Source organism: Aquimixticola soesokkakensis (assembly GCF_900172375.1).
GTDB lineage: Bacteria > Pseudomonadota > Alphaproteobacteria > Rhodobacterales > Rhodobacteraceae > Aquimixticola > Aquimixticola soesokkakensis.
Genome location: NZ_FWFS01000003.1, coordinates 19,121 through 33,403 on the forward strand (window position 1 = coordinate 19,121; position 14,283 = coordinate 33,403).

Annotated in this window: 18 protein-coding genes; 8 read left to right on the plus strand and 10 right to left on the minus strand. The window is 62.3% G+C overall.

The features are described 5' to 3' along the window. The first annotated feature begins 10 nt into the window (after positions 1–10). Positions 11–1,069, plus strand: a complete 1,059-nt coding sequence (locus AQS8620_RS04490) for a glycosyltransferase family 2 protein (protein ID WP_200809599.1) — start codon at positions 11–13, stop codon at positions 1,067–1,069. A gap of 115 nt (positions 1,070–1,184) precedes the next feature. After that, positions 1,185–2,207 carry a hypothetical protein gene (locus tag AQS8620_RS04495; RefSeq protein ID WP_085835670.1) on the plus strand — a complete coding sequence of 341 codons (1,023 nt, stop codon included), beginning with the start codon at positions 1,185–1,187 and terminating at the stop codon, positions 2,205–2,207. A gap of 25 nt (positions 2,208–2,232) precedes the next feature. Here AQS8620_RS04495 and ureG read toward each other — a convergent pair whose 3' ends face one another. The 3 genes from ureG to AQS8620_RS04510 are packed head-to-tail and all read right to left on the minus strand — an operon-like array spanning position 2,233 to position 4,032. Continuing rightward, on the minus strand, positions 2,233–2,844 hold the full coding sequence (gene ureG, locus AQS8620_RS04500) for an urease accessory protein UreG (protein WP_085835671.1): 612 nt from the start codon (positions 2,842–2,844) through the stop codon (positions 2,233–2,235). Positions 2,845–2,858: 14 nt separating this feature from the next. Continuing rightward, positions 2,859–3,509, minus strand: coding sequence for an urease accessory protein UreF (locus AQS8620_RS04505; protein WP_085835672.1), 651 nt, complete (start codon positions 3,507–3,509; stop codon positions 2,859–2,861). Continuing rightward, positions 3,502–4,032 (minus strand): urease accessory protein UreE, encoded by a 531-nt coding sequence (locus AQS8620_RS04510; protein ID WP_085835673.1) that lies wholly within the window; start codon positions 4,030–4,032, stop codon positions 3,502–3,504. The genes AQS8620_RS04505 and AQS8620_RS04510 overlap by 8 nt, the downstream gene beginning before the upstream one ends. 86 nt (positions 4,033–4,118) lie before the next feature. Here AQS8620_RS04510 and AQS8620_RS04515 point away from each other — a divergent pair, with 86 nt between their 5' ends. Then, complete coding sequence (locus tag AQS8620_RS04515) at positions 4,119–4,433, plus strand: hypothetical protein (protein ID WP_085835674.1); 315 nt, start codon at positions 4,119–4,121, stop codon at positions 4,431–4,433. A 45-nt stretch (positions 4,434–4,478) separates the two neighbouring features. Beyond that, positions 4,479–4,802, plus strand: a complete 324-nt coding sequence (locus AQS8620_RS04520) for a hypothetical protein (protein WP_085835675.1) — start codon at positions 4,479–4,481, stop codon at positions 4,800–4,802. A gap of 11 nt (positions 4,803–4,813) precedes the next feature. On the opposite strand, the gene AQS8620_RS04525 is transcribed toward AQS8620_RS04520, so the two are convergent. The 7 genes from AQS8620_RS04525 to AQS8620_RS04555 all read right to left on the minus strand — a co-directional run bounded on the left by AQS8620_RS04525 (position 4,814) and on the right by AQS8620_RS04555 (position 9,195). Continuing rightward, positions 4,814–5,218 (minus strand): hypothetical protein, encoded by a 405-nt coding sequence (locus AQS8620_RS04525; RefSeq protein ID WP_085835676.1) that lies wholly within the window; start codon positions 5,216–5,218, stop codon positions 4,814–4,816. Continuing rightward, positions 5,218–6,927 carry an urease subunit alpha gene (gene ureC, locus AQS8620_RS04530; protein WP_085835677.1) on the minus strand — a complete coding sequence of 570 codons (1,710 nt, stop codon included), beginning with the start codon at positions 6,925–6,927 and terminating at the stop codon, positions 5,218–5,220. The genes AQS8620_RS04525 and ureC overlap by 1 nt, the downstream gene beginning before the upstream one ends. A 56-nt stretch (positions 6,928–6,983) precedes the next feature. Continuing rightward, entirely contained in the window at positions 6,984–7,382 is a 399-nt protein-coding gene (locus tag AQS8620_RS04535) for a lysozyme inhibitor LprI family protein (protein WP_085835678.1), read from the minus strand. Positions 7,383–7,385: 3 nt separating this feature from the next. After that, positions 7,386–7,715, minus strand: coding sequence for a hypothetical protein (locus AQS8620_RS04540; protein ID WP_085835679.1), 330 nt, complete (start codon positions 7,713–7,715; stop codon positions 7,386–7,388). Beyond that, complete coding sequence (locus AQS8620_RS04545) at positions 7,712–8,020, minus strand: urease subunit beta (RefSeq protein ID WP_085835680.1); 309 nt, start codon at positions 8,018–8,020, stop codon at positions 7,712–7,714. The genes AQS8620_RS04540 and AQS8620_RS04545 overlap by 4 nt, the downstream gene beginning before the upstream one ends. Before the next feature lie 24 nt (positions 8,021–8,044). Then, on the minus strand, positions 8,045–8,347 hold the full coding sequence (locus AQS8620_RS04550; protein ID WP_085835681.1) for an urease subunit gamma: 303 nt from the start codon (positions 8,345–8,347) through the stop codon (positions 8,045–8,047). Positions 8,348–8,415: 68 nt separating this feature from the next. Next, positions 8,416–9,195 (minus strand): urease accessory protein UreD, encoded by a 780-nt coding sequence (locus AQS8620_RS04555; protein ID WP_085835879.1) that lies wholly within the window; start codon positions 9,193–9,195, stop codon positions 8,416–8,418. A 284-nt stretch (positions 9,196–9,479) separates the two neighbouring features. Between AQS8620_RS04555 and pyrC the strand changes: the two genes are divergently transcribed. From pyrC to alr, 4 genes are all read left to right on the plus strand, one after another. Continuing rightward, positions 9,480–10,523, plus strand: coding sequence for a dihydroorotase (gene pyrC, locus AQS8620_RS04560; RefSeq protein WP_085835682.1), 1,044 nt, complete (start codon positions 9,480–9,482; stop codon positions 10,521–10,523). Positions 10,524–10,635: 112 nt separating this feature from the next. Next, positions 10,636–11,325, plus strand: coding sequence for an orotate phosphoribosyltransferase (locus AQS8620_RS04565; RefSeq protein WP_085835683.1), 690 nt, complete (start codon positions 10,636–10,638; stop codon positions 11,323–11,325). 355 nt (positions 11,326–11,680) lie between these two features. Further along, positions 11,681–13,120 (plus strand): replicative DNA helicase, encoded by a 1,440-nt coding sequence (locus tag AQS8620_RS04570; RefSeq protein WP_085835880.1) that lies wholly within the window; start codon positions 11,681–11,683, stop codon positions 13,118–13,120. Positions 13,121–13,218: 98 nt separating this feature from the next. Continuing rightward, on the plus strand, positions 13,219–14,283 hold the full coding sequence (gene alr, locus AQS8620_RS04575; RefSeq protein WP_085835684.1) for an alanine racemase: 1,065 nt from the start codon (positions 13,219–13,221) through the stop codon (positions 14,281–14,283).

Consider the following 14,283-nt stretch of genomic DNA (forward strand, 5'->3'; position numbering starts at 1 on the left):
AGCCATGAGCATCCGCACGCTGGCCGTTTTGACGGTGCGCAACGAAGGGGCCTTTCTGCTGGACTGGCTTGCGCATCACCGCGCGGTCGGATTTACCGATTTTCTGGTCCTGTCGAATGATTGCGACGATGGCACCGATGCCCTGCTTGATCGCCTGCATGCGATGGGCGAGATCACCCATCTGCCCAACCCTGCGCCGCATTTGGGGGGCATCCAGTTTGCTGGGCTCAAGCGGGCCGACAAACATCCGCTGCTGCGCGAGGTGGACTGGATTCTGGCGCTGGATGTCGATGAATTCGTCAACATCCACACCGGCGACGGCACGCTGGGCGCGCTGCATGCCGCGCTGCCCGACGCGGATGCGATCACGCTGACCTGGCGCCTGTTTGGCAACGGCGGGGTCGCGCAATATCTCGACACCCCCGTGCCCGACCAGTTCCGCCGCGCAGCGCCCGTGGAAATGAACTGGCCGTGGCGCGCGTCGATGTTCAAAACCCTTTATCGCAACGACGGCCAGTATCGCAAACTGGGCGTCCACCGCCCCCGCGCCTTGCAAAAAGGGGCAGTGCCGCGCTGGGTTGACGGCTGCGGGCGCAGCCTGTCGGGGGATTTCCTGACAAAGCGCCTGTTTTCCCCCTTTGGCCGCGACAACTACCAGCTGGTCCAGCTCAATCACTATCCGCTGGGGGCGATGGCCAGCTATATCCTGAAATGCGACCGCGGACGGGCCGTGCATGACGCTGACCGCCTCGGGATGGATTACTGGGTCGAGCGCAACTGGTGCGTCGAGGAGGACAACAGCATTTCGCGCTACACCCCCGCGCGCGACGCGATCCGCACCGCCCTTGCAAGCGATCCCGTTCTGGCGGATTTGCACACCAAAGCCGTGGCCTGGCGGCACGCGCGCTTTGGCGAACTCATGGAATCCGAACCGCTGCGCGCGCTGTTCGGACGGCTGGTAATGACACCGCCCAGCCAGCCTGTCCCGCAACAGGTCGCACGCTACCTTTTCCGTTTTGCGCGCAATGGACGAGCCAAAGCGGCATCGTCAAACAAGGCGCAACAATAACGGGCTTTGCCTTATTTATTCCTTAAAGAGCCCCATTGAACGCCGCCATCGGTAAACAGTACATTAACCATTAACGCCCCATACCTTGGAACAGGCGTATGAATGGGAGAACCCGATGCCGGAACTGATGCCCGACCAAACGCATGCGCGGATGAGCGACGCAAAACAGGCCCTGACAGCCGACCCCTCCGAGATGACATTCGACGAGTGGCTGGCGGCTGTCGAGGAACTGGGCGAGGACCGTGGGTTCTTTGAACCGCTTGGCCCCGATCATTCTGCCGTGTTCACCGACGAGGGCGATTGCCTGCTTGTCACCTTTGAAAGCGTCGATGACATGATGGTGCGCTCGGAGGATGGCTTGCCGCTTGGCTTTGCCCTTGCCGATCCGCATGGCTGGTCTCAGCTGACGCTGTTTTCCCACGATCAGACCCAACGCCCCAGCTGGTTTCGCCACCGCGCGATCTACGGGTTTCTCGACCGGCTGACGGATGAGGATTTTTTTGATCGCTACCAAAAAGTCGTGTTCTACGGCTCGGGGGCTGCGGGCTACGCCGCGGCGGCCTATTCGGTAGCCGCCCCCGGGGCCACCGTTGTGGCCCTTGCTCCGCAAGCGACCCAAGCGGCCCTGCTTGCGTCCTGGGATCATCGCCACCCCAAAGCGCGCGCCATGGATTTCTCCTCGCGCTACGGTTTCGCCCCCGACATGGTCGAGGCGGCACAATCGGCCTTTGTGTTCTTCGACCCTTTGGTGGCCGAAGACGCAATGCACGCCGCCCTCTTTGCGCGCCCGCATGTGACGCTGAAACCCTGCCGCTTCTTTGGCGAGCGGCTGGAAGAAGCCTTTATCGACATGGATATTCTCGGTCCGCTGCTGAAAGCCGCAATGGATGACCGGCTGACCCTGCCGCTGATCAACAAGCTGTTGCGCCGGCGCAAGGGCCAGACGATCTACCACAACGAGATGCTCAAATCCCTGCGCCAAAGCGACCGCCCGGCGCTGGTCGCGCATCTTGCGCGCTTTGTTTTGACCCGGCGCAACGCCCCGCGCTATCGCCGCGCGTTGCAACAGGCCCGCACGGAGCTGTCGGCCAAAGGGTTCGAGCCGGACTGGCTGCTCGAAGATCCGACACGCGACTAGGCACCGCCAGGGCGCAGCGAGGGCGCTACAACCCGCCCTCAAGCCGCAGGAACGCCACCACATCGGCCACGCCGCGCCCCTCGCGGATCGACCCCATGACATAGGGCCGCGCGCCGCGCGCCGCCTTGGTGTCGGCCTCAAGCAGGGCCGCATCCACGCCGACATAAGGCGCAAGGTCGATCTTGTTCACCACCAGCAGGTCCGAGCGCGTCAGACCGGGACCTTTCTTGCGCGGGATGTCCTGCCCTGCGGCCGTATCGATCACATAGATGGTCAAATCGGCCAGTTCCGGTGAAAATGTCGCCGCCAGATTATCGCCGCCGCTTTCAATCAGGATCACATCCAGATCAGGAAAGGCCGCGCTGAGATCGGCCACGGCGGCCAGATTGATCGACGCATCTTCGCGGATTGCCGTATGAGGACAACCGCCGGTTTCGACACCGCGAATGCGCTCCATCGGCAGGATTTGCTGACGCATCAGCGCCTCTGCATCCTCGCGTGTATAAATGTCGTTGGTGATTACCGCGACAGAAAATTCCTGCGACAGCGCCTTGGCAAGCGCGCCGGTCAGGGTGGTTTTCCCCGCGCCCACCGGCCCGCCGATGCCCACGCGCAAAGGTCCGTTTTTCGAGGCCATAGTATTGAATTCCTTCAGGTTTTAAAAATCCGCACCGGCATTTCCTCATGGCGCGCGGCGGTCACATCCGCCGCCAGAGCCGCGCTGGTCAGCGTGTCGGCTGTCGCCCCAAGCGCCCCAGACGCCACCGCCCCGATCACATCGTGCAAGCCCGAGAGCACCCGCTGGCCCTCGGTTTGACCCAGGGGCACAAAGCGCACCGCCGCGCTCACAAGGTTCGCTGTAAAGCTGTGCAGATAGAGCGCCGCCACATCGCGCGTCTCCAGCGACAGGCGCCGTGCCGCCACGCCCACCGCCACCGGAAGCGCCATGGCGGGGATCGCTTCGCCCCCCATGCTGCTCACCGTGCGCGCAAATGCAGTGCCCTGCGCAAAGGTTTCTTCCCACCGTTCGCGCGTCGGGGCCAGCGCCCGGGCCAAATCCGCGATGTCATCGACCTTGGCGCCGCGCAACACCATGACCAAAAGCCCCGCGTCCATCCGCCCCGCGCCAAAGCGCAGCGTGTCCTCAAGCCAGCGGGCCAACTGGGCGCCATCTCCGACCGACCCGTCAGAAATCGCCAGTTCCAACGCATGGGAATAGGCAAAACTGCCCAAGGGAAACGCGGGCGAAAGCCACTGCGTGAGCGTCAGCAGGTCGCTGTTGAAGGGCGCGGCGTCAGTCATGGGAGTGGCTGTGGGGCGCGTGACTGTGGGAGGCGTGGCTGTGGGCCGCATGGCTGTGGGGGGCAGGCGCGTGATCATGCCCCATCGTGCGGCCATGACCATAGGCGCCGCCCTCGGGTTGAAAGGCCCGCAAATGCGCCGTGACCTGCGCACCAAGTCCTTCCAGCATCCCCTTGAGCACAGGGTCGTCTTTGATAAAAACCACCCCCTCGCCCATCTCGCAAGGCGTGTGGCGGTTGCCGATATGCCAGACATAGCGCAGCAAATCCGGCCCGCTGACGGCCAGCACCTGTTCTTGGGCCGCGCAGATCAAAATGCAGCGCCCGTCGTCCAATTCAAGCCCCGCACCATCGCTCAGCGAGGTGACCTGCGGCAAGTCCAGCAAGACCGCCTCCCCCCCGCGCAATCGCAGCCGTTTGCGCCGCACCAGCCGCGCCTCGTAATCCAGATCAAGGACGCCGGCCGCGCTGTCCTTATCCCAGTGACCGGCCTCCAGAACCTTCAGCCCCCGTGCATCGCTCATAGCGCCTCGCTTTGCAGAAATCCCTGCGCTTGTTTGGAAAAAATTAACCGGTTTGGCCGCAATCTAAGGGGGTCGAGGAGAATCCTATGCCACAAGATATGTCCATCCCGCCGCTCAGCCGTCTCAGCCCGTCCCAGGTGCCCGCTGCCGCTGATCTGCCGCGCCGCCTGAGCGAAATTCGCAACCGTTTGGTGGCCCTGAAGGCAGAAGAAGCCCGCCTTGCCCGACAGATTGCGGCCCAGCGCGCGGACCTCAGCGATGAGGGGCTGCGCGAATGGTCCGATCAGTCCCATGATCTTGAAAACAATTCGCCCGCCGCATGTCCGGTCACGCGCAGCCGCCCACAGGTGGCGCAAACCCTGCGCGTAACATCCGCTTTCCCTGCTCCCAAGCCGCGCTAATTGCGCACCGTCACCATCCCTTGCTGGATCATCTGGAGACATAAGATGTATATCAATCAAACGCTTGCGGATGAACTTGCCGCGATCCGCGCCCGTATCAGCGAATTGCGCGCCCGCGAGGCGGTGATCGAAGCCGACCTGCGCCGCGCCGGACCGGATGTCCGCTTGCGCGGCTTTTACCACGACGCGGTGATCGAGCGCACCGCCCATAGCGTTTTTGACATCAGCCGCCTGCCACTGGATATTCTGGACGATCCCGCCTTTCAGTCGACCCGCGTTGTCACGCAGGTGCGCATCGAGGCGCGCGATGCGACGCGCAAGCCCGCCGCCCTCGCAGTGGTGCCCCGCACCACGCTGGTCGCGTGTTAACCGGATCGCCGTCACGCCGTAAAACCACCGTCCAAAAGGGCCGCGCGCAAACTGCCTTGCACCGCTTCGCCCGCCTGCGGCGCGCCGCCGCGTGCCGCCATCGCGACAAAATCGGCAATCAGCGCCAAATCAACCTTGGCAAAGTCAATCTGCGTCCAGCCCTCCCCTGCGCTGGCATCGCACACCACGCAGCCCTCAGACAGCGACACAAGCAAGGCCTGCTGGGGCAGCGATAGGTTCAGGCGACCGCACGCGGGACTTTCAACCGTTGCAAAACATCGGCCCGCGCAGAAAAAGCGCTGCGTTCCTTGCGCAACGGCACCGCTTTGAGCAAGGGCCAGCGCCTGAAACACCACGGCGTCCAGTTTGGGGGCAGCCGCGGCGCGCGGCGCGGATTTCGAACGCGATTTTGCCATCAGAACATGAAGTAGCGCTGCGCCATCGGCAGCACCTCGGCCGGTTCGCAGGTCAGCAACTCGCCATCCGCGCGCACCTCATAGGTTTCGGGGTTCACCTCGATCTGTGGCCGGGCGTCGTTCATCACCATCGAGGATTTGCCAATATTGCGGGTGTTTTCCACCGCCAACGTCGATTTCGCGAGACCATAGGTCTTGGCGACCCCCTCGGCCTGCGCCGCCGCACTCACAAAAATCACCGCTGAACGTTCGACAGACCGCCCCATCGCCCCGAACATCGCGCGCGAATAGACGGGTTGCGGCGTCGGGATCGAGGCATTGGGATCGCCCATCTGCGCCATGGCAATCGTGCCACCGATCAGCACCATGTCCGGTTTCACCCCGAAAAACGCAGGCGTCCACATCACCAGATCGGCGCGTTTGCCCACCGAAACCGTGCCGATGTGACGGCTTATCCCATGGGCAATCGCCGGGTTGATCGTATATTTCGCGATGTAGCGTTTGACGCGGACGTTGTCGTTGTCGCCGGTTTCATCCGCAAGACGCCCGCGCTGTTTCTTCATCTTATCCGCGGTTTGCCAGGTACGGATCAGCACTTCGCCCACGCGTCCCATCGCCTGACTGTCCGAGGCAATGATCGAAAACGCGCCCATGTCGTGCAGGATATCCTCGGCGGCGATGGTTTCCTTGCGAATCCGGCTTTCGGCAAAGGCCACATCCTCGGGGATGGATTTGTCGAGGTGGTGACAGACCATCAACATGTCGAGGTGTTCTTCGAGCGTGTTGACCGTATAGGGGCGCGTCGGATTGGTGGAGGAGGGCAAGACATGTTCCTCGCCCACCACTTTGATGATGTCGGGGGCGTGGCCGCCGCCTGCGCCCTCGGTGTGGAACGCGTGGATGGTGCGCCCCTTCATCGCGCCGACGGTGTTTTCGACAAAACCGCTCTCGTTGAGCGTATCGGTGTGGATCATCACCTGCACGTCCATGTCATCGGCAACCGACAAACAGCAGTCGATCGCCGCCGGTGTCGTCCCCCAATCTTCATGCAATTTCAACGCACAAGCACCCGCTTTGACCATTTCGACCAAGGCCTGCGGCTGGCTGGCGTTGCCCTTGCCCGCCAGCCCGATGTTCATGGGCACCCCGTCAAGCCCCTGCATCATCCGCTCGATGTGCCACGGCCCCGGCGTACAGGTGGTCGCCAGCGTCCCATGGGCAGGCCCCGTGCCGCCGCCCAGCATCGTCGTGACCCCCGAATGCAGCGCATCCTCGATTTGTTGGGGACAGATAAAATGGATATGGCTGTCCATGCCGCCGGCGGTCAGGATGCGCCCCTCGCCCGCGATGGCCTCGGTGCCGGGACCGACGATGATATCGACATTGGGCTGGGTGTCAGGATTGCCCGCCTTGCCGATCCCTACAATCACACCGGCTTTCAGGCCGATATCGGCCTTGTAGATGCCCGTGGTATCAACGATCAGCGCGTTTGTGATCACAGTGTCGACGGCCCCCTGCGCGCGGCTCAGTTGGGATTGCCCCATCCCGTCGCGGATCACCTTGCCCCCGCCGAATTTGACCTCTTCGCCGTAGGTGGTCAGGTCACGCTCGACCTCGATGATCAGATCGGTATCGGCAAGGCGCAGCCGATCGCCCGTGGTCGGGCCGTACATATCGGCATAGGTCGCGCGGGAAATCTTGGCAGCCATTTTTAAAGTCCTCTCGTCTCACAGCTTGCGCCGCTTTGTCTTGAAATCTCGGAAGGTCAGTAGGTTTGGGTCAGCAGATGAAGGTCCTGGACCCGCTGCTCGGTCAGCCGCGCACGGCAGCCGTAAATCAGCATCGGTTCCATCGACCCGCCATGGGCGCGATAGCCTTCGGCGGCGCAGGCGTTGTCGCGAAACGTGATCCAGGCCCGCTGTGCGTCGCGCAGATAGGTCATCGCATAGGGCTGATCCGCGCCCTCGCTTTCATCAATCTGTGACAAGACCACCATGGCCCGTTTGTACATATCGTTCAAAGCGGCATCTGCGGCTTGCCAGTCCTGTTGGGCGCAAAACGTCAATTCCATCTGCGTGTCAGGATCGGAACAATCCACCTCTTGCGCCGCCGCGCCATCGGCAAGAAGGGTAAAAACCACGGCGAAAACACCCCTGTAGCGCATATCTTACCCTTTGCGTCCGCTGCGACCGGTCACATCGGGCCCGCGTTTGGCCAGACGTTTCTGGTTCGACGCGACGCGTTTTGTCACCGGCTTCAGGGCCGCAGACATCACGCCAGCGGGGCTTGCACCCGCCATCACGGCCGCCTGCGCCGCGATCAGGCCACGCCCGATATGTTCGGGCTTTTCCGCCACCATGCGGTCCATTTCCGAAGGGGCGACGGACCAGAACCCGCCCATGCCGAGCATCCGCATCCCGATCACCGACGACGATTGCACCGCAAGGGTGGTCAGTTGCAGTTGCAGTTTCCACAGCTCCGCGAAAGGCCCGATCATGTCAGTTTTCCATTCACCGCGCTATTGAACCCGTAGACCTCGCGCGCACCCGACAAGGGCACAAGGGACACCTCGCGCGTCTGGCCCGGCTCGAAGCGAACGGCCGTGCCTGCCGCAATATCAAGCCGCTGTCCACGCGCCGCGCCGCGATCGAAATCAAGCGCAGCATTGGTTTCCGCAAAATGATAATGGCTGCCGACCTGTACCGGACGATCGCCGGTATTGGAGACCACAAGCACCGTCACCGGCGCGCCTGCGTTCAATTCGATCTCGCCGCTTGCCGCAAAAATCTCTCCGGGAATCATGGTGTTACCTCGTGGATATGGGGGTTATCGAATTGGATGGTGGACCGTGACCAGCTTGGTGCCATCGGGAAAGGTCGCTTCGACCTGCACATCGTGGATCATTTCGGCGATGCCCGCCATGCATTGGTCTTTGGTAATAACATGTGCGCCCGCCTGCATCAGATCCGAAACCGTGCGCCCGTCGCGCGCGCCTTCAACGACGAAATCGGTGATCAGCGCGATGGCTTCGGGATGGTTCAACTTGACGCCGCGCGCCAGTCGCCCGCGTGCAACCATCGCCGCGAGCGAGATCAGCAATTTGTCCTTTTCCCTTGGTGTCAGGTTCATGACGCCTCCTAAAGTGCATTCTTGTCAATGGGTTATAACCACAACCCGATTTTTGGCCCCGCGCGCCGTCACTGCCAGACGCGGGGTAAATCCGTGCCACGCATCCGTTCAAGGATTCGGGCCACATAGCGGCGCAGCGGCCAGCCGTCGCTCGCCATCGCGCGCACGACCAGTTTGCCATCCCAGCCGGACACCCCTGCCGTCACGCCCTCCCGGCTTACGCTCCGCAGCCGCTCGACGCCATCTTCTGCGCCCCGTGCCAGTAAGACAACCGTCGAAAACGCGCGCTGCCCGGCCAGGGTCACCGCACTGGCGCGCGCATCCAGCACCTGCGGGGTGATCTGCACCGGTTCGATCCAGTCCAGGCGAGCGCCGCGTTTTACGACACGCCGGTCGGAAAAATGCACATTATTCAGGCGCTCGCCCATGGCAGCGCGCCCCAAAACCACCGTTTCGACGCAACAGAACTGCGCATCATCCGCCATCTCGCAGCGGGTTTCCCGCGCAAGAGACGCCCCCTCGAACAGGATGGTTTCCTGGGGCAACCAATCCAGAACACCGCCCGCGCCGACGCTTAAATCCACACAGACCTGCGCCGTGCCCGCGCTGGCCGCATAGGCCCGCTCGGCAGTTTGAGTGGTGCCAACGACGCGCGTTCCTGCCTGCGCCTCAAGCGAGAACCGCATGACATCTCCGCCCGTCAACCCACCGGAAGTATTCAGGAAAACGACTTCTGCTGCGGTATCATGCACGCGGGGCAACATCGCTTTGGCAGAGCCGCTCTGGTGCAGATCAATCACGCCGCGCGGTCCCATTACAACCGCTGCGCGCCCGTTTACACGCTGCATCCGCTGTCCGTCCCCAAGCCGCGCCGATGCGCTGGTGGGCTGATCTGGCGTGGGGGCGGGAGACAAAAGCATGGGCGCTGCGGCTTTCAAACGAGGGGCGAAGTCGCCCTAGGCTACCCCCGCGCGCAGGCAAGGTTCAATCGCCCGCGCAAACAAGGCGCGATTTTTGCCCTATTTTCCGCCACATCGCATAAAAACCAAGCATAGCCGCGTCTGCCAAAAACACGCCCTGGCGGGTGATCTGCGCTCTGGAAAGCCGCTGCGCGCAGGTGTAAACACAAGCCATGAGCAAAACGATCACCATCAGCCGACCCGATGACTGGCACCTTCATCTGCGCGATGGCGCGATGTTGGAAGCAGTCCTGCCCGAAACCATGCGCCACTTTGCCCGGGCGATCATCATGCCCAACCTTGTGCCCCCCGTGGTCACCGGCGCTCAAGCCGCCGCCTACCGCGAGCGCATTCTCGCCGCCGCCCCCGGACGGGGTCAGTTCGAACCGCTGATGACCCTCTACCTCACCGAGGACACCGACCCGGAAGACGTGGCGCTCGCCCATGCCTCCGGGCTGGTCAAAGCGGTCAAACTTTACCCCGCCGGCGCCACCACCAATTCCAACTCCGGCGTGCGTAACTTTGATAACGTGCGGGCCGTGTTGGAAAAAATGGCCGAAATCGGTCTGCCGCTGTGCCTGCACGGCGAAGTCACAACCGCGGATGTCGATATTTTCGACCGTGAAGCCGTCTTTATCGACACGGTGCTGGACCCGATCCGGCGCGCCACGCCCGGCTTGCGGGTCGTGATGGAACATATCACCACCAAAGACGGTGTGGACTATGCGCTGTCGGCGGAAACCGACCTTGGCGCGACGATCACCACGCACCACCTTGTGATCAACCGCAACCACATCCTCGTGGGCGGGATCAAACCGCACTACTACTGCCTTCCGGTTGCCAAGCGCGAGGAACACCGGCTTGCCCTGCGCAAAGCCGCCACCTCGGGGGACCGGCGCTTCTTTCTTGGCACCGACAGCGCCCCGCACCTCGATCCGGCCAAGGAAAATGCCTGCGGCTGCGCGGGGTGTTTCACAGCGACAAACACGATGTCGATTCTGGCCGAAGTCTTTGAACAGGACGGCGCGCTGGACAAACTGGAGGCTTTCACCTCGCAAAACGGTCCCGATTTCTACCGTCTGCCGCGCAACGAGCTGAGCCTGACACTCGAAAAGGGCGACCCTGTTCAGTATCCGGCCAAAATCGACACGCCCGAGGGGCCGCTGACGGTCTTTGACCCGATGATGCCGCTGCATTGGCGGGTTCTTGACGACTGATCTGCCTGTCGCGGACAAAAATACGCAGTTTCAAAGGGCGCGCCGATTGCCAAAGGCGCGCCCTTTTGCGTATTTGAACCGAGACTTTGTCCATCGCCTCAGGAGTGCCCCGATGATCCCCACCAGCTTTCCCGCCAAAGACGAAATCGCCCGCCTCTCTGCGCGCATGCTGCTGGAAATCGGCGCGGTCAACTTTCGCCCCGAAGAGCCGTTCACACTGGCCTCCGGCCTGCCCTCTCCGACCTATATCGACTGCCGCAAGCTGATTTCCTATCCGCGCATCCGCGCAACCCTGATGGATTTCATGTCCGTCACGGTGATGCGCGACGCGGGATTCGAGGCCTTTGACAATATCGCCGGCGGCGAAACCGCGGGCATCCCCTTTGCCGCTCTGGTGGCCGAACGCCTTGCCCTGCCCATGACCTATGTGCGCAAGAAACCCAAAGGCTACGGGCGCAACGCGCGCATCGAGGGCCAGATGTCCGAAGGCGAGCGCGTGCTGCTGGTCGAGGATATGACCACCGATGGCGGCTCGAAACTGTCTTTCGTGGACGCGATCCGCGACACCGGCGCGACCTGCGGCCATACGGCGGTGATTTTCTACTACGACATCTTCCCCGAGACCGAGAAAACCCTGGGCGATCACGGCGTGAAATTGCACTACCTGTGCACCTGGTGGGACGTTCTGGGCGAGGCCCGTGACCAGGGCTATTTCACCGGTGCGACGCTGGATGCGGTCGAGGTGTTCCTCAAGGATCCGCGCAAATGGCAGGCCGATTGGCAAGCGGCCCACCCCGCCTGACCCTGCCGCCTGTTTGGCGGGCATGTCTGCGTTGCCGGCACCTGATTTGGGCAAGAACCAGCGCACCGCAGACAGGCAGCCTCAACATCTTAGGGATAGTTTGGCGCTCTATACCAGATGATGTAGACTGAAGCTTATCCACAGGTTTATACAATTTGCGCCAGTGCCGCCGCTTTGGGTAAGACCCCCGCACGCGATCGGCGCGGCGACGACAGGCAAGAGTGAGAGCAAGACGATGGACATGACCGGCACAGCATCGGCGGGTGGCACAGCATCTGCCCCCAATTCACCAAGTGCCCCCCAAGGCGCAAACGGCGGTGAAGGTGCCAAGATCATCGGCTTTGGCGGCTCCGCGATGCCTCACAATATCGAGGCAGAACAACAGCTTCTGGGCGCGCTCTTGACCAATAACGAGGTCTACGACCGCGTCGCCTCCATCATCAACTCGGGCCATTTCTTTGATCCGGTGCACCGCGATATTTTCGAGGCCGCGCATTCGCGCATCGCCAAGAACCTGCTCGCCTCGCCCGTCACCCTCAAGGCCTTCTTGCACGATCACGCTGGCCTGAACGAACTGGGGGGCGCGGCCTATCTGGCGAAACTGGCGGGGGCGGCAATTTCGACCTACGCCGTGCGCGATTATGCGCAGCTGATTTACGATCTGGCGATCCGGCGCGAACTCATCGCCGTGGGCCATGAAATCGTTGGAAACGCCACCAAAGGCGGCATGGAAAGCGATCCGGGCGAGCAAATCGTCGCCGCCGAACAGCGCCTCTATACGCTGTCGGAACAGGGAAAATCCGAAACGGGTTTCAAATCCTTCCTCTCGGCGGTGACGGAGGCGGTGCAATCGGCCAACGCGGCCTATCAACGCGACGGCGGCCTGGCCGGCATCTCGACCGGCCTCATCGATCTGGACAAGAAGATCGGCGGCTTGCACCCTTCCGACCTGTTGATCCTTGCGGGACGCCCCTCGATGGGCAAAACCTCGCTCGCGACCAATATCGCCTATAACATCGCGAAAACCTTTAAAAAGGGTATCAAACCCGATGGCACCGAAGGGGCAATCGAGGGCGGCGTTGTGGGGTTCTATTCGCTGGAGATGTCGGCCGAACAGCTTGCCGCGCGGATTTTGTCGGAAGCCGCCGAAGTCCCCTCCGAGCAGATCCGCAAAGGCGACATGACGGAGGAAGAATTCCGCCGCTTTATCGAAGCCGCCAAATCGCTGGAATCCTGCCCGCTCTACATCGACGACACGCCCGCCCTGCCGATTTCCCAGCTTGCCGCGCGCGCGCGCCGTCTCAAACGCTCGGTCGGTTTGGACGTGCTGATCATCGACTACCTCCAGCTGGTGCGCCCCGCCTCTGCCAAAGACAGCCGCGTGAACGAGGTGTCGGAAATCACCCAAGGCATGAAAGCCATCGCCAAGGAACTGAACATCCCCGTCATCGCCCTCTCGCAGTTGTCGCGTCAGGTGGAAAACCGCGAAGACAAACGCCCCCAGCTCTCGGACCTGCGTGAATCCGGCTCGATCGAGCAGGATGCCGACGTCGTGATGTTTGTGTTTCGCGAAGAATATTACAAGGAACGCGAAAAACCGGGCGATCACGAGATCGACAAAATGGCCGTCTGGCAGGAAGAAATGGAACGGCTGCACGCCAAGGCCGAAGTCATTCTGGGCAAGCAGCGCCACGGTCCCATCGGCACGGTCGAACTGTCCTTTGAGGGGCGCTTTACCCGCTTTGGCAACCTCGTCAAACCCTGGCAAAGCGACAGCCGCCCCGAAGAATATTGATCCTATGCGCGTGGCGCCCCCGCGCCGCGCGGCGACCTTGGCTTTTTTCGGATAAAATACTCCTTGCGCGCCCGTCGCGGCAGCGCCAAAAGACGCTTATGGCTACTTCGACCCTTCACATCGACCTCGACGCGCTTGCGGCCAATTGGCAGGCACTGGACGCGAAATCTTCTGCTGCGGTTGAAACGGCTGCGGTCGTCAAAGCCAATGGCTACGGTTTGGGCGCGGCCCAAGTCGCCAAACGGCTGCTGCATGCAGGGGTGAAAACCTTTTTCGTGGCCGCCGCCGAGGAAGGCATTGCCGTGCGCGACGCGGTCGGGCCGGTGCCTGTGATCGGCGTGTTCGGGGGCCACATGAAGGGTGACACGGATATCATCCGCACCCATCGCCTCACGCCGATGCTCAATTCCATCGACCAGATCACCCGCCATTTCGAACGGCTTGAAGGCCATCCTTTCGGCATCCAGCTTGATAGCGGCATGAACCGGCTGGGGCTGGAAGCGCCCGAATGGAATGCGGTGCGCGCCAAGGTTCTGGCGCGCGGTCCGTGGTTGGTGATGAGCCACCTCGCCTGCGCCGATGCCCCCAACCACCCGATGAACGCGCGCCAGCTTGCCAATTTTTGCACCATGACCGACGGGATTGCAGTGCGCCGCGCCCTGTCGGCAACGGGGGGCATTCTGCTTGGCCCCGACTATCATTTCGACCTCGTGCGCCCGGGCATCGGCCTGTATGGCGGTTTGCCCTATGAGGACGCGCGCCCCGTCGTGCGCCTCAGCTGCCCCGTCATCCAGACCCGTGAAGTCGAACAGGGCGAAACCGTTGGCTATTCAAACACCTGGACGGCCGAAAGCCCCGCATGGATTGCGACCGTTTCGGCCGGTTACGCTGACGGCATCACCCGCGCGATTTCCAATTCGGCAGTCCTGTTTGCCGGTGATGTTCCCTGCCCGCTTGTGGGCCGTGTGTCGATGGATCTGATCACGGTGGATATTTCGCATCTGCGCGAGGCCCCTGAGCAGCTTGACCTGCTCTGCGCGCATCAAACCGTTGATGACATTGCAGAAATCGGCGCAACCATCGGGTATGAGATCCTGACCTCGCTGGGGCAGCGTTTCAAGCGGGTCTATAAACACACCATCGACGGCGGCGCGGCAAAGTGA

Bases quoted from the DNA above. Each gene is read 5' to 3' on its own strand.
- AQS8620_RS04505 (WP_085835672.1), bottom strand. From the start codon at position 3,509: ATGACTGACGCCGCGCCCTTCAACAGCGACCTGCTGACGCTCACGCAG.
- alr (WP_085835684.1), top strand. From the start codon at position 13,219: ATGGCTACTTCGACCCTTCACATCGACCTCGACGCGCTTGCGGCCAAT.
- AQS8620_RS04535 (WP_085835678.1), bottom strand. From the start codon at position 7,382: ATGCGCTACAGGGGTGTTTTCGCCGTGGTTTTTACCCTTCTTGCCGAT.
- ureG (WP_085835671.1), bottom strand. From the start codon at position 2,844: ATGGCCTCGAAAAACGGACCTTTGCGCGTGGGCATCGGCGGGCCGGTG.
- AQS8620_RS04495 (WP_085835670.1), top strand. From the start codon at position 1,185: ATGCCGGAACTGATGCCCGACCAAACGCATGCGCGGATGAGCGACGCA.
- AQS8620_RS04520 (WP_085835675.1), top strand. From the start codon at position 4,479: ATGTATATCAATCAAACGCTTGCGGATGAACTTGCCGCGATCCGCGCC.
- AQS8620_RS04550 (WP_085835681.1), bottom strand. From the start codon at position 8,347: ATGAACCTGACACCAAGGGAAAAGGACAAATTGCTGATCTCGCTCGCG.
- ureC (WP_085835677.1), bottom strand. From the start codon at position 6,927: ATGGCTGCCAAGATTTCCCGCGCGACCTATGCCGATATGTACGGCCCG.
- AQS8620_RS04570 (WP_085835880.1), top strand. From the start codon at position 11,681: ATGCCTCACAATATCGAGGCAGAACAACAGCTTCTGGGCGCGCTCTTG.
- AQS8620_RS04515 (WP_085835674.1), top strand. From the start codon at position 4,119: ATGCCACAAGATATGTCCATCCCGCCGCTCAGCCGTCTCAGCCCGTCC.
- pyrC (WP_085835682.1), top strand. From the start codon at position 9,480: ATGAGCAAAACGATCACCATCAGCCGACCCGATGACTGGCACCTTCAT.
- AQS8620_RS04540 (WP_085835679.1), bottom strand. From the start codon at position 7,715: ATGATCGGGCCTTTCGCGGAGCTGTGGAAACTGCAACTGCAACTGACC.
- AQS8620_RS04555 (WP_085835879.1), bottom strand. From the start codon at position 9,195: ATGCAGCGTGTAAACGGGCGCGCAGCGGTTGTAATGGGACCGCGCGGC.
- AQS8620_RS04545 (WP_085835680.1), bottom strand. From the start codon at position 8,020: ATGATTCCCGGAGAGATTTTTGCGGCAAGCGGCGAGATCGAATTGAAC.
- AQS8620_RS04565 (WP_085835683.1), top strand. From the start codon at position 10,636: ATGATCCCCACCAGCTTTCCCGCCAAAGACGAAATCGCCCGCCTCTCT.
- AQS8620_RS04525 (WP_085835676.1), bottom strand. From the start codon at position 5,218: ATGGCAAAATCGCGTTCGAAATCCGCGCCGCGCGCCGCGGCTGCCCCC.
- AQS8620_RS04510 (WP_085835673.1), bottom strand. From the start codon at position 4,032: ATGAGCGATGCACGGGGGCTGAAGGTTCTGGAGGCCGGTCACTGGGAT.